The 13,580-nt window shown below is 57.2% G+C and carries 12 protein-coding genes; 5 read left to right on the top strand and 7 right to left on the bottom strand.

The window, feature by feature from the left end:
- The first annotated feature begins 216 nt into the window (after positions 1–216).
- Together VJ369_RS02880 and VJ369_RS02875 are read left to right on the top strand one after the other, a co-directional pair.
- Positions 217–1,455, top strand: coding sequence for a glycosyltransferase (locus tag VJ369_RS02880; RefSeq protein WP_324090634.1), 1,239 nt, complete (start codon positions 217–219; stop codon positions 1,453–1,455).
- A gap of 7 nt (positions 1,456–1,462) precedes the next feature.
- Positions 1,463–2,407 (top strand): COX15/CtaA family protein, encoded by a 945-nt coding sequence (locus tag VJ369_RS02875; protein WP_324090633.1) that lies wholly within the window; start codon positions 1,463–1,465, stop codon positions 2,405–2,407.
- A gap of 34 nt (positions 2,408–2,441) precedes the next feature.
- Here the strand turns inward: VJ369_RS02875 and VJ369_RS02870 are convergent, their stop codons facing one another.
- From VJ369_RS02870 to VJ369_RS02860, 3 genes are read right to left on the bottom strand one after another with little or no spacing between them, the layout of a single operon-like run.
- Positions 2,442–3,299: a MaoC family dehydratase gene (locus VJ369_RS02870; RefSeq protein ID WP_324090632.1), complete on the bottom strand. Its 858-nt coding sequence runs from the start codon at positions 3,297–3,299 to the stop codon at positions 2,442–2,444.
- Positions 3,300–4,637, bottom strand: coding sequence for a 3-oxoacyl-ACP reductase (locus tag VJ369_RS02865; RefSeq protein ID WP_324090631.1), 1,338 nt, complete (start codon positions 4,635–4,637; stop codon positions 3,300–3,302).
- Positions 4,638–5,933, bottom strand: a complete 1,296-nt coding sequence (locus VJ369_RS02860) for an acetyl-CoA C-acetyltransferase (RefSeq protein ID WP_324090630.1) — start codon at positions 5,931–5,933, stop codon at positions 4,638–4,640.
- Between the two features lie 64 nt (positions 5,934–5,997).
- Here VJ369_RS02860 and VJ369_RS02855 point away from each other — a divergent pair, with 64 nt between their 5' ends.
- Positions 5,998–6,678 carry a TetR/AcrR family transcriptional regulator gene (locus VJ369_RS02855; protein WP_324090629.1) on the top strand — a complete coding sequence of 227 codons (681 nt, stop codon included), beginning with the start codon at positions 5,998–6,000 and terminating at the stop codon, positions 6,676–6,678.
- 11 nt (positions 6,679–6,689) lie between these two features.
- Positions 6,690–8,699: an acyl-CoA dehydrogenase gene (locus VJ369_RS02850; protein WP_324090628.1), complete on the top strand. Its 2,010-nt coding sequence runs from the start codon at positions 6,690–6,692 to the stop codon at positions 8,697–8,699.
- A gap of 23 nt (positions 8,700–8,722) precedes the next feature.
- On the opposite strand, the gene VJ369_RS02845 is transcribed toward VJ369_RS02850, so the two are convergent.
- Complete coding sequence (locus VJ369_RS02845) at positions 8,723–9,757, bottom strand: DUF1648 domain-containing protein (RefSeq protein ID WP_324090627.1); 1,035 nt, start codon at positions 9,755–9,757, stop codon at positions 8,723–8,725.
- A gap of 68 nt (positions 9,758–9,825) precedes the next feature.
- On the bottom strand, positions 9,826–10,236 hold the full coding sequence (locus VJ369_RS02840; protein ID WP_324090626.1) for a VOC family protein: 411 nt from the start codon (positions 10,234–10,236) through the stop codon (positions 9,826–9,828).
- A 157-nt stretch (positions 10,237–10,393) separates the two neighbouring features.
- Between VJ369_RS02840 and VJ369_RS02835 the strand changes: the two genes are divergently transcribed.
- Positions 10,394–11,815, top strand: a complete 1,422-nt coding sequence (locus VJ369_RS02835) for an HNH endonuclease signature motif containing protein (RefSeq protein ID WP_324090625.1) — start codon at positions 10,394–10,396, stop codon at positions 11,813–11,815.
- 17 nt (positions 11,816–11,832) lie between these two features.
- Here VJ369_RS02835 and VJ369_RS02830 read toward each other — a convergent pair whose 3' ends face one another.
- Positions 11,833–12,345 carry a hypothetical protein gene (locus VJ369_RS02830; RefSeq protein WP_324090624.1) on the bottom strand — a complete coding sequence of 171 codons (513 nt, stop codon included), beginning with the start codon at positions 12,343–12,345 and terminating at the stop codon, positions 11,833–11,835.
- A gap of 213 nt (positions 12,346–12,558) precedes the next feature.
- Entirely contained in the window at positions 12,559–13,548 is a 990-nt protein-coding gene (locus tag VJ369_RS02825; RefSeq protein WP_324090623.1) for an alpha/beta hydrolase, read from the bottom strand.
- Positions 13,549–13,580 lie beyond the last annotated feature (32 nt).

The raw sequence follows: 13,580 nt of genomic DNA, 5'->3' as shown, positions 1-13,580 counted from the left end.
CGCTCCTTAGGGAGCGAGGCCGTTTCTATATCTCGTGCGGCTGCCCACGAAATACACCAGCCTGACGGCACGCAAGCGGGTGAAGGTTCACGCTGCACTGTGTCAATAACCGCAAATTTCGCAGCCTAACTGCATCCCATCACAAGAATCCGTTTTGCAAGCGCTCTAACCCATCGCTGGGCTTGGTACGATCGTTGATGGTCATCAATTAGTGAAATGACGTTTTTATCCGCCAGCTTTGGAGTCTTCATGCGTATCGCCATGCTCTCCCTGCACACCTCGCCCATGGAGCAACCAGGTTCCGGCGACGCGGGTGGCATGAATGTGTACATTCGTAACCTCGCCTTAGCCCTCGGGGCACTGGGCCATGAGGTCCATATGTTCACTCGCACCGCCGATGAATCAACGTCGAAGGAAGTAAGCCCGGCCGTCTTCATGCATCAGGTGCAGGTACGCCCTGGGACTGCATTATCCAAAGAAGAACTGCCCAAGATCATTGATGAAGCAGCATCGCTGATCAGTGAACATGCGTCCGAGCTGCACTTTGACATCATCCACGGCCACTACTGGCTCTCCGGGATGGTCGGTTTGCAACTAGCCGGTATATGGAACATTCCCCTCGTCGTTTCGCTTCATACCTCCGCGGCCGCCAAAGAGTTTGAGTCTGGCATCCCGGAGCCCGAGGGGCGTAAAGAGGCTGAGTGCCGTTTACTCGCCGGAGCAACTCGCATCATCGCCAACACTCCGGTCGAGGCAAGACAACTTTCCAGGTTCTACAGCGTAGATAAAGTAAAACTTGACGTGGTGCTGCCCGGAGTTGACCACAAGATTTTCCACCCCGACCAGAACAAACTGAACCGTCCACTGGGTGCCGATGATCTGCATCTGGTTTACGCCGGCAGGCTCCAACGACTCAAGGGTGCCCATGTCCTGATCGAGGCGATCGCCATCGCCCGCGCCGAGGACCCAACACTGAAAATCACCGCGTCATTATTCGGCGCAAATTCCGGCTCCGCAGATTACGATCTGCCAGCACTTGCCGCGGAATTATCGGTCAGCGGCGTGCTGAGTTTTTTTGGTCCCTTGCAACCCCACGAACTTGCCGCAGTCTTCGCCAACGCAGATGTGGTGGCAGTACCCTCGCTATCAGAAACCTTCGGATTGGTAGCTGCCGAGGCACAGGCCTGCGGTACCCCGGTACTCGCGAACCATGTGGGCGGATTGGCCTATGCGGTCAACGACGGTGAATCGGGCTGGTTGATGGAGGATTGCTCCCCCCATCTTTGGGCGCAACAGCTGCTCACGCTCGCGCGAAATCCAGCCATGGTCACCCAAGCTGGACACGCTGCCCTCGAGCACAGTGGTGAATTCACCTGGGAGCGGGCTGCGGTGGCCTCGCTAGCCAGCTATCGTATGGCCAGCAGCCCTGCGCCGACACCAACGCAACAATCTTAAGGACCGCATGCGCACGCCCTTTGCCTGGCTGGAACATCGTTTCCCACTAGAACGTCGCGCACTTCGTAGCGCATCCCTCGCCGCGTTAATCGCAGCGATCCTGATCATTCTTGGCGGCGGTGTAGTCCGAGTCACTGGCTCGGGTCTCGGCTGCCCTGACTGGCCCACCTGCGTGGGCGGTTCCATAGCGCCTACCGCTGAGATGGGCTTGCATTCCATTATCGAATTCGTCAATCGGCTACTGACCGTTGGATTATGCATCGTGGTGGGGTGGGTGATTATCGCCGCTCGCTTGCAACGTAAGCAGGCTCCGGAGGTGACCCGATGGGCATGGCTGCAGTTCTGGTGTGTAGTCCTCAACGCCGTCATTGGCGGCATTACCGTATGGGTCGATCTGAACCCTTATGTAGTGGCTGGTCACTTTTTGGCGGCCACCTTACTGCTCACTGCCGCGACGATTACCTGGCAGAAAACTCAAAACCTCGATAAACCAGAGCTTCCCGCCAGTTCGAAGAAATCACGTACGCTAGCACGTTGGCTACTTATCCTCACCGCGGTACTGCTCGTTCTGGGAACCGTGGTGACCGGTACCGGTCCGCACGCCGGAGATTCGGCGCAGGTGCCGCGGATGCCATTCTCATGGATCTGGGTAACGATTATCCACGGTGCCGCGGCCTTGGCTGCGCTTACCTTCGCCGGTTTGCTGTGGCGTAGTGCCAAGCTCGCCGGAGAGCAGATACTTGCACAGAAGGCGCTGTTATTTATCCTTGTATTCTTGGGCCAAGGAGCTCTGGGAATCATCCAGTCCCTGACTCACCTGCCCGAGTTGATGGTCGTTTTGCACCTTGTCGGTTCGGCATTGGTCTGGATTGGAGCCGTCCGCGTATTTTTGGCAGCCGAAGGAAACCATCACGCTGCAACGCGAAGCGCCCGAATGGCCGCAAGAAATTAGTGGCCCGCAGCTAAATGCTGCGGACCACTAAATTTTAGTTTTCGCGACTCAGATCTAGCTCAAAGTGCGGTTTGAGCTTGCGCGGGTTCCAGCCTTGGACTTTGTACCCGCTGCCGGTCGCTTCATATCCCAGATCTACTATGCCCGGCAGGAACACCGGAGTTTTAAACTCAATGCGCCACGAATAGTTCCCGCTGGCTGGTTCAATTCCTGCCAGCGCGCGTGCTGCCAGATAGATACCGTGGGCAATAGCCCGAGGCATTCCCAGTGCCTTCGCACTAAGCGCACTGAGGTGGATCGGGTTGTAGTCCCCGGCCACGGCAGCCCAATCCCGTCCGGCACCTGCTGCCAGTTTCCACTGTGCGGTGCGCTGCGGCGCAGTAAACCTGCTGTGTGCCAAAGCCGGCAGTGTCTGGCCATCAATTTTGACGCCCTTAGCCAGGAACGTGCTGCGCAACAACATTCGCGTTTGCCCGTCCACCACAATCTTTACCAGCAGATCGCAGCACACCCCCTTAGAGTGGGCAACTAAGTTCTCGGCGTTCACTTCCACGTCGAATAACTCGGTTTCCCCCAACGGCTCGGCAACTTCCACCTGGTTAGTCAGGTGAATCATGCCCAGCAACGGCAGCGGAAAGTCATCGCGCAGCATCAAGGACATCGCCAGCGGAAAAGCCAGTGAATGCACGTAGAGGCTAGGCAGTTTTCCGTTGGCCGGCGCCTTGACCGCACGGCGGAATTCGCCGAGCTTGTCCCGATTGGCCTGAGCCCCTTGGAAGACCAGCGTCACCTCGGGCAACACCGGATTTTTACTCTTACGGTTCAGAGTTTTGACTGCGCGCGCATAAACCGATCCCATGGAAGGGATCGCGGAAACTACATCGGCACCCATTTATGCACCTACTAGCGACTGACCGCAGACGCGCAGTGTCTGACCGTTGAGGCCAGCGGCGGCGTCGGAACCAAGGAAACCAATCGCCTCGGCAACGTCTACCGGCAACCCACCCTGCATGAGCGAAGGCAACACCAAGCGCGCCACGGTTCGGGTGCCCAGCGGGATCTTTGCGGTCATTTCGGTTTCGATAAAGCCCGGTGCCACGGCGGTGATCGAGCCACCGTTTTCAGCGAATAATGCGGCGCTGGCTCGCACCATGCCGATGACCCCACCCTTGCTGGCGGCGTAATTTGTTTGGCCTCGGTTACCGGCAATGCCGGAGGTGGAAGCCAGGCTGACTACGCGTAGCCCGGGTAGTTTTGCGGCCAGGAAGACCTCATTCATGCGTAGCTGCGAGGCGATATTAACCGCGATCACCGAATCCCAGCGGGCCGCGTCCATATTTGCCAGCAGCTTGTCCCTGGTGATCCCGGCATTGTGTACTACCAAATCCAGCGAGCCGTGACGGGTCAGGGCGTGGTCCATGATGCGTTGGCCAGCATCCTTGGCGGTGACATCCAGCTGCAGCGTAGTACCACCGACTTGATTGGCCACCTTTGCCAGCGCGTCGCCCGCCTGCGGCATGTCAACTAACACCACCTTGGCACCGTCCCGGGCCAAGGTACGGGCAATCTCCGCGCCGATGCCGCGGGCGGCGCCGGTGACGACGGCAACCTTACCGGCCAGTGGGGCGCGGAAGTCTTCGGGTAGTTCTCCAGCTTCGGTGCGGACGGTCAAAAATTGACCATCCACGTATGCGCTGCGTCCGGAGAAGAAGAAGCGCAGCGCTCCCAGTGCGCTGGGGCTGACGATACTGGTGTCTCCGGCTAAGACGATGCCGTTGGCGGTGGCCCCGCCACGCATTTCGCGTCCCAGAGACCGCATCGCGCCGTCAATGCCCTGGCGTACCGCGGCGATCGCGGGCTCATCGTTGGCCAGCGCCGGCTTGGAGACGGAAACCACGCGGGCGCCGGGTACCAGTTTGCGCAAGGCAGCACCGGTGGCAAGCATCAGGGCGGAGAGCTGTTCGGGGTGGCTCAGCTCGTCGAGGAGCAATACCAGCCCGCCGAGCTTGCTCTCCCCCGCGTCGTGGCGGCGTACATCCAAGCCCCAAGAGACCATGGTGTCACTGAGTTCCTGGGCGCGGGCGGAGGTGCCTAGGACCAATACCGGACCGGGAAGCAGCGGGGTGTCTACCCCATAGCGGCGCAGGCGGGGTGGGCGTGGGAGTCCCAGCAGCTTCGCAAGCTTTTTGGTCATCCCGCTGTTTACTAGTTCTAGGTACTTATCAGCCATTTACTTTCGTGCCTCCAAGATTGCGACAACTCCCTGGCCTCCGGCGGCACACACGGAGATCAGTGCGCGGCCGGAGCCCTTTTCATGCAGCATTTTTGCGGTGCTGGCGATCAGTCGTCCGCCGGTGGCGGCGAATGGGTGACCGGCGGCCAGCGAGGAACCGTTCACGTTGAGCTTGCTGCGGTCTACGGTGCCCAGTGGTCCGTCCAGTCCCAGTTTTTCACGGCAGAACTCTTCGGACTCCCACGCCTTGAGCGTGGCTAGCACGGTGCCGGCAAAGGCCTCGTGGATTTCGAAGAAGTCAAAATCTTCGAAGCTGAGGTTATTGCGCTTGAGCAGTCGGGCGGTGGCGTAGGCGGGAGCCATCAGCAGTCCTTCGCTGCCGTGGACAAAGTCCACCGCCGCGGCTTCGAAGTCCACGAAGTTTGCAAACATCGGCAGATCGTTTTCCTGCGCGTAATCTTCGCTGCCCAAAAGCACTGCCGAGGCACCGTCGGTCAGCGGGGTGGAGTTCGCAGCGGTCATCGTGGCCTGCTCCCCTAGGGACTTGCCGAAGGCTGGCTTAAGCTTTGCCAGCTTGTCCATGGAGGAATCGGCGCGCAGGTTATTATCCTTAGCCAGGCCGTTGAACGCGGTGATCAAATCATCGAAGAAGCCGCGCTCATAGGCGGCTGCAAGATTCTTGTGGCTTGCCAATGCCAGTTCGTCTTGCGCTTCGCGGGTGATGCCCCACGCGTGGGTGGTGATTGCCTGGTGTTCACCCATCGACATTCCGGTGCGTGGTTCGCCGGTACCCGGAGCGCTGGGCGCTAGGTGTGCCGGGCGGATCTTTGCCAAGGCGCCGAGCTTGGCCTTGGTGCTGCGTGCCCGCGAAAGTTCCAGCAGGATTGCGCGCAAGGACTCGGAGACCACAATCGGCGCGTCACTGGTGGTATCCACGCCGCCGCCAATGGCCGAGTCGAGCTGGCCGAGCTTGATCTTATTTGCCAGCGAGCCGATGGCTTCCATGCCGGTGGCGCAGGCCATCTGTACGTCATAGGCCGGAGTAGCCGCATCCAATGAGCTGCCCAGCACGCACTCGCGCATCAGATTAAAGTCCTTGGAGTGTTTGAGTACCGCTCCGCCGGAGACCGCGCCGATGCGCTGTCCTTGCAGACCAAAGCGGGCTACGAGGCCTTCCAGTGCGGCCGTGAACATGTCCTGATTGGAGACATTAACGTAGGCGGTGTTTGACCGGGCAAAGGGAATACGGTTGCCACCGATGATTACCGCGTGGCGCACTGGCTGGTCGGCCATGGATGAACTCCTAGGATTGTGAGAAGTATTACTGTAACCAACAGTACATGATACTCTGAGTTACGTGAACAAGATCACCCAAGATATCGACGCGGTCACCGATGGCCGTTCGGCCCGCTGGCAGGCGCATCGCAGTCAACGGCATACCGAGCTGCTCAAGCTCGCCCGCAAAGCGGTGCATAAACTGGGCCCGCAGGTGTCCATGGAAGACATCGCCGCGCACGCCAAAACCTCCAAACCGGTCTACTACCGTTATTTCGGAGATAAGGAAGGGTTGCGCCAAGCGCTCGGCGCGGTGGTTATCGCAGACTTCCGCGATTCCATCATCGCCGCGGGCTTAGCCGAGGGAGACGAAGCCGGGGCGCTGCGCGCAATGGTCACCGCCTACCTGGAGCTAGCCAAGGGCAGCCCGAACCTTTACTTTTTTGTCACCGCTCAAGCCCCGGATGTGCTCACCGCACCGGACCGCACGGCAACCGGCTCCCTCGGAGTGCTCAATGCCTTCTTCGACGAGGTCACCGCGTTGATGAATGAACGGCTGACCGCGCACCTCGCGGGTAATACGCACAGTGCCTCCAGAGCCACCGGCTTATGGCCACGCGCCGCCCTCGGCATGATCCGCTCCGCCGGAGAAATCTGGTTGCGCCAGCCCGAAGGCGAAGACAAAGCAACTTTGAATGAAATGGCCCAGGCGCTCAGCTCCTGGCTCACCCACGGCATCTCCACCACCCAACGCAGCGCATGAAAGGCACACAAATGAACAGCATCAACGTCAATGCCCTCGCCGAACAGCTCCTTGGCCCCTACGCAGAAATCCGCAAGGACTCACGCGCTCGGGCCGCCGACCCGCAGCTGCAGCGTGACCCTTCCTGGTCCATGGATGAACACCGTGAGCAGGTACTGCGCCAGCTGAAGGTCCTAGTAGAACAAAAAGCAGTACAGCGCGCCTTCCCGAAGAAGTTCGGCGGGCTCGATGACCACGGTGGCTCCATCGCCGCCTTCGTTGAACTTGTCGCCGCGGACCCTTCGCTGCAGATCAAAGCGGGCGTGCAGTGGGGCCTGTTTGCCGGCGCCATCATGCACCTGGGCACCGAGGAACACCACGCCAAGTGGCTCCCGGGCGCAATGAATCTGGATGTACCTGGCGCGTTTGCCATGACGGAGATCGGCCACGGCTCCGATGTGGCTGCGGTAGCCACCACCGCCACCTATGACCCGCAAACCGAAGAATTTGTCATCCACACCCCCTTCGCAGCTGCCTGGAAAGAATTCTTGGGCAACGCTGCCCTGCATGGCACCGCAGCGACGGTCTTCGCGCAGCTGATCACTAACGGGGTAAATCATGGGGTGCACTGTTTCTACGTACCAATCCGCAATGAAGACGGCAGCTTCGTGGAGGGCATCGGCGGCGAGGATGACGGGCTTAAGGGCGGACTGAACGGTATAGACAACGGCCGCTTGCACTTCACCAACGTGCGCATCCCGCGCACCAACCTGCTCAACCGCTACGGTGATGTAGCGGTCGACGGCAGCTACAGCTCCCCGATCTCCTCCCCCGGCCGGCGCTTCTTCACAATGCTCGGCACCCTGGTCCAAGGCCGAGTCTCGCTCGATGGCGCGGCAACTGGCGCCTCGAAGATGGCCTTGCAGATCGCGGTAACCTACGGCAACCAGCGCCGCCAGTTCAACAGCGTCTCAGATACCGAAGAAACCACGATCTTGGATTACCAGCGTCATCAGCGCCGGCTGATCACCCGGATGGCACGCACCTACGCCGCGTCCTTTGCGCATGATGAACTATTGACGAAGTTTGACGCAGTCTTCTCGGGCCGGGAAGACACCGACGAGGATCGTCAGGATCTGGAAACCCTCGCCGCGGCACTGAAGCCTTTGAGCACCTGGGATGCGCTGGACACCATTCAAGAGTCACGCGAAGCCTGCGGCGGTTCGGGTTACATCGCCAAGAATCGTTTCACCCAGCTCTACCAGGACCTGGATGTGTATGTCACCTTCGAGGGCGATAACAACGTCCTCTTGCAGCTGGTCGGCAAGCGCCTGCTCACCGATTACGCCGCGGAATTCCGCAAGCTCGATACCGGCGCGATGGCCCGTTACGTAGCTAAGCAGGTCGGCACCACGGCGCTCTACCGTTCGGGGCTGCGCAGCGTGGGTCAGGCCTTCGTGGATGTCTCCGATGAACGTAAAAGCGCGAACTTCTTCAAAGATCCGGCGAACCAGCGCGAGCTGTTGACCGACCGGGTCAACGCCAAGGTTGCCGAGGTGGCAAACGCTTTGCGCGCGGCTGGCAAGGATAAGGTCAAGGGCGCTAAGGCTTTCAACGAGAATCAAGACCTGTTGATCTCGGCCGCACGTGATCACGGGCAGCTGTTGCGCTGGGAAGCTTTCACTGCGGCACTGACCAAGGTTGAGGATCCAACCACCGCCGAGGTGTTGACCTGGTTGCGTGATGTCTTCGCACTGAGCTTGATCGAAGATGATCTGGGCTGGTTCCTGGCCCACGGCCGGCTGTCCATGCAGCGTGCACGCACCCTTCCGAGTTACCTCAACCGCCTGCTAGACCGCCTGCGCCCACATGCTCAGGATCTGGTTGACGCGTTTGGCTACACCCAGGAGCACCTGCGCGCGGAGATCTCCACCGGCATCGAGGCCACCCGCCAAGATGAGGCCATGGAGTACTTCCGCAAGCTGCGTGCTAGTGACAATGCTCCGGTCAGCGAGAAGTCGTTGAAGAAGTCCAAGGCGTAAGTTCGCTACAAGGCCGCGGCTACCTACTTGGTGGTCGCGGCCCTTGCCGTATCAAGCAGTCGATAAGCATTGATCAGTGCACAGATCTGGCTGGCCGTGACGGCGTCCGGCATTGAGATGATCTGCTGTTGGTAGTAGCCCATATCGATAACAACGGCCGGCCCATTGCCGGTCAAGAATCCCTTATGCGAGATGTCCGAGCGGTAGCCCCATCCGCCGTATTCCAGAGCCCTGACGTCTTTAACGTGCACGGCTTTGATATCGGAGTACTCCAGTTTCATGACCTTGAAGCATTTGGACGCCACAATCCGGGTGCCTTGTCCGTCGACTTCAAAAATTCCAGCAAAGAAGAACCAGTAGCACCAGCCGGCGGCCAGAGAGCCGAATATCACCACGAATTGGTCAGCGTACCAACCGATCAGCACCAGTGATATTGCAACCGCTGCCATCAACCAGCGCACTCCAGGAACTTTTAGTTTGACCGACGCTATCTCGTCGAGCTGTGCGCGCTGCGCTTGGCTCAGCGCCACCGCAGAGGTTGGGTCGTTAGCTTCCCGATCCGCGGCGATGATCTCGTGTGATTGTTCGTGAATGACTTCCCGCGGACGGTAAGCGAAGAATACGACTAAGCCCAGCAGCACGGACGCGATCAAAGATAGAGCAAGCGTCAGCCCGTGCACCGAAGCGGATTGGGCAGAGTCCATCCCCAATTGGCCCACGACCAAAGCAATACTCAAGCCGTTGATCATCAGTCCAAGCGCTACCGCGAATCCAAGACCAATCCGGGCAAGCATGATCGACTGAACGCGGGTCATGACTGCCGCGCATCCGATAGCTCCGGCAACAAAGACCGAGAAAAAGGTCATCGTCAGCACATGGCCTACGAGAGAGTCATAATCGTCTACCTCGCCGCGGCCATTCCAGTGCGTCGCGAGTTCCACCGGCAATTGATCCTTGACCGTAGCCATCCAGACCCCTGACAACAGGGCAAGAAACACTAGTCCACCAATAATGCCGATGATCCACTTGCGGTTATATGTCCGGTCTTCTTCGAGCACGACGCCCTCTCGTGAAAATTCACAACTATGAGCTGAAATCTCTACTTACAGGATTTAAGCATACCAAATCAGCTAGGGTCTCTTTCCTGTTTACTGAGGTCATGCGCTAGGATCTCGATCCTATTGCCAAACGGGTCCCGGCAGTGAAACCGTTGGTAGCCCTCAAAGCTAAACCGTTCCGCCCAGGACAGTTCGTGCCCACTCGCTTCAATTCGACGGGCCATCACTTCCAAGGCAGCAATATTCTCTACGAGAAATGCAGGATGCGCCTTGTCACTCGGGACAAAGTTCGGATCAATACCAAGATGAACTTCGGCGAGCACCCGTTCGCCATCAAACGCTCGAAACCAGCACCCTCCACGTTGCTGTAACGACGGCGGTTTGGGTACCTCGGTGAGACCTATTCCGTTTACATAAAAATTGCGAGCGAGCGCTTCTTTTCCTGATCCCATCGAAAGCTGTACATGATGCAGAAACACTTTTGCGCACCGTCCTATCAATTAATGAGTTACGCCAAACTTACCAGGCAGGTTTTCGTGATCACCATGCTGACCTGACCATAAGTGAATATATCCGCTTATCCACAGACTGCTCCTGCGAGCCTGAAACGTCGGTACAACAACGTAAAGTGAAACTATGTACGAAGAAGATGAACAACCTGACAAAGAGTTCGAAGCTCCGCCACCCACGAGACCACCAACAGGCGGCGTACTCGATTACGCCGCGCTCAGCGAGCAGGAGATAGATGTCGGCATCGACCATGCCATCGCTCATCATGACAATTCTTTACTCGCCGAGTATATTGACGAGATTGAACGTCGCAAGGCCAGCTTTAGCGCTAAACAAGCAAGAATGGCTTACTTTTACGAGAAGCAAGTAGTCCGCGACAATGAGGACCGCGGAGTGCACATAGACCAAAGTGAACGAGGCGCCGCAGCGGCTGTTGCCATCAATCGTCGACAAAGTACCAATGGGGCCTGCAGCTATCTCAGAGCTTGCCGGATCTTACTTGAAGACACCCCAAACCTCTACGGTTGGTTTGCCCGTGGGCATTTGATCGAGCGTCAGATCAAAGCCATTACCGAACCGCTTGAAGAAGTTGATGCGAAAGGCCGGCGCGAATTCGACGCGATTTTCGCTGAACATACAAATATGTTTGAGAATCTTGGCGTGCATGCCATCAGCGACCTCGTTCGAAAATTCACGGAGCGGTTTCAAAGCAGTGAAAAAGCCGTCAAGATTGAGGATGAAGCCGCGAAACGTTATGTCCGCTTCCGCAAGGGCAAGGACTGTGTAACGCTCAGCGCGAAGCTGCCCTTGGTCGAAGGTACCGCCTTAGCCAAGTCGATCAAAAAACGGGCCAAGGCGATCTTCCGCATGGGCAACGACCCTCGCACCAAGCAACAGCTTCAGGCAGACATGCTGATCTGCAGCCAGTTGGAAGGCTTTCCACCCAAGGTTCCACTGTTCTTGGACATCAAACTCATCATGACCGATAAGACACTGTTTGCAGGCAGCCATGAGCCGGCAAACCTACCGGGCTACGGGATCTTACCGGCGCAATATGCTCGTGAACTAGTTGCCGGAGCGATGGTGGACCTCGAAGACCCATTCCATCTGACGCTGAAAGACGATGAATTGAACCGCAGAATTTTCACCTTCCCGGAAATTCAGAGGATCTACACCGCACCCGGTAATCAAGACCTCATTGCTATGGACTCAAAAGCTCGTGAATTCCCTGAGTCGCTCAAAGAGTTCATTCGAATTCGCGATTCCCATTGCATGACGCCTTACTGTGACGGTGTTCCCGAAGAGATTGACCACGTGGTCCAACGCCACCTGAATGGACCAACCTCGGTACATAACTCCGGCTATAGGTGCCGCTTTTGCAACTTGGCGAAAGAGTTACCGGGTTGGTACGAAAAAGTAGACTACTCCATTCCGCATTCCATCGTGATCAACACAGGAGATGGGCGAACGTATCGCTCGTTGGCTCCGCCTGCCACGGGCATTGTGCGGGAATTCCGACCGCCGGAGAATGAACCGACCCGCGAGTAGGAAAACTTGGCTGACACCTATTTTGACGGTTGTTGTCGAGCCTGGAATTCTTCAAATCGTCCTTTGGGAAGTGCTACGACGTAAACTATCGCGGCAAGGATAAAGACGATTACGAACGACAAAAGACCCAAGCCCACGCTTTGGGAACTGGTGCCGTTTGACTCCACACCTAGGGTACTTAGAACCGAGCCCAGCCCAACACCGAGCACTGCATAGGCGAAAGCTTCAACGCTAATCACGATGGCCTTTTCTATCTGATACCAATGGCCCGCGACTAAAAATCCTCGCGCTGTTATTCCGCCAACAACAAAAGCCACTGTGGCGATTATTGCGCAAACCACCAGCATCCGGAATGCAGATCCATAGCCGACACCATCGGGTCCCATATGGATTGCAACGTGTCCGGGAATAAATGGACTGGCCAGCCAATAGCCGATAAAGGTCAGCGCAAGGGCCAAAACTGGAGCAACGAGAAAAAGAGGAAGAGTACAGGCAGGGCAATCTAGCTTTCCGTTTGCGCTACTTGGCAATTTTTCCTCCTTTCCACTTGGTCTTGAGCTGAAACCATAAACTCAATCAAACACCACGCTTTAGACTACCTGAGTGAAAAAGAGTTTGCTAGCTAATCCGTGATTCTATAAATCTTGCATACACCAGATAGGTTTATCGCAGATCGCCTGAGACACACTTCTGCGCCTAGGCCTGCACAGTTCAGTGCCTCCGTTGAGTGAACGCCACGATATCTAATGCCCCATATTTCTGGGCAATGCTCCAGATAACCCGTCATGCAAAACCTGTCCAAAAAGCGTGAGTAAATTGGTGCCTGCTACCTCGGCTGCAGTCGACACGTTGTCAAGGCTCAAGAACCCGTGGACTAAGCCCGCGTAGTCCAGTACTTGAACGTCTACTCCAAGCACCCTCAGTTTTTTGGCCAACTCAGCACCTTCATCATGAAGCGGATCATGTTCTGCAATCGCAATCAGTGTTGTAGGTAGCGATTTTAGGTCCACGTGCAGAGGGCTATATTTCCCCAACGTTTCCGGCTCCAGATCCTCAACCCATTGTTGGATGAACCACCGCAAGTCTGCACTACTAAGACCCCAGCCCTGACCTTTGTTCCGTATGCTGAGACTGCTCAACGTGAGGTCAGCATTTGGGCAGGCAAGTAGCATCGCGGAAATTAGGCCCCCGGAAGAAATGTACTCATTCGCGGAAAGAACGGCAATGAGTCCACCAGAGCTATCTCCGGCTAGAGCCACCGGCATGGGTGGCCGTTTTATCTGCTCTTGCTCAATAGATGCCCAACGCAAAACATTAACGACGTCTTCAATTGCTGCAGGGGCTGGATGCTCGGGTGCCAACCTAAAATCTACTGCCATAACGTTGACATCACCGTGTAGTGCTAGTCGTCGACAGGTTCGGTCGTGCGATTCGAGATCACCAAAAGTAAAGGCACCGCCATGAACGTAAACCACCAATGGCCGTGGCTGCTCCCCCGTCTGGTAATACCGAACCGGAACTCCCGTTTGGCTCGGAATTTCAAAGTTCCGGACGGAATAGAGATCGGGACCAGGACAGCGGGTACGCGGCAACCGTAAACTTTCCAAGTCTGGCGGCGTGGCCGTTTTGGGTGCCGAGCAAACCGTGGACAGCCACTGTTGAAGTCCGGTGTCTGCCACGCGGTCATCTCTGGTTGATGCCTTGGTCAATTTTTCTTCGGAATACTTTTCCATAGGATCAAGTAGTTTACCTCTTGAAGAAAACG

The sequence above is a fragment of the Glutamicibacter sp. genome (assembly GCF_035257265.1).
Lineage (GTDB): Bacteria > Actinomycetota > Actinomycetes > Actinomycetales > Micrococcaceae > Glutamicibacter.
Note: the sequence above shows the minus strand (reverse complement) of the source record. Positions and strands in the feature narration are given on the sequence as shown.

Coding starts and splice junctions, on each gene's coding strand:
- VJ369_RS02880 (WP_324090634.1), top strand. CDS start 217: ATGACGTTTTTATCCGCCAGCTTTGGAGTCTTCATGCGTATCGCCATG.
- VJ369_RS02875 (WP_324090633.1), top strand. CDS start 1,463: ATGCGCACGCCCTTTGCCTGGCTGGAACATCGTTTCCCACTAGAACGT.
- VJ369_RS02870 (WP_324090632.1), bottom strand. CDS start 3,299: ATGGGTGCCGATGTAGTTTCCGCGATCCCTTCCATGGGATCGGTTTAT.
- VJ369_RS02865 (WP_324090631.1), bottom strand. CDS start 4,637: ATGGCTGATAAGTACCTAGAACTAGTAAACAGCGGGATGACCAAAAAG.
- VJ369_RS02860 (WP_324090630.1), bottom strand. CDS start 5,933: ATGGCCGACCAGCCAGTGCGCCACGCGGTAATCATCGGTGGCAACCGT.
- VJ369_RS02850 (WP_324090628.1), top strand. CDS start 6,690: ATGAACAGCATCAACGTCAATGCCCTCGCCGAACAGCTCCTTGGCCCC.
- VJ369_RS02835 (WP_324090625.1), top strand. CDS start 10,394: ATGTACGAAGAAGATGAACAACCTGACAAAGAGTTCGAAGCTCCGCCA.
- VJ369_RS02825 (WP_324090623.1), bottom strand. CDS start 13,548: ATGGAAAAGTATTCCGAAGAAAAATTGACCAAGGCATCAACCAGAGAT.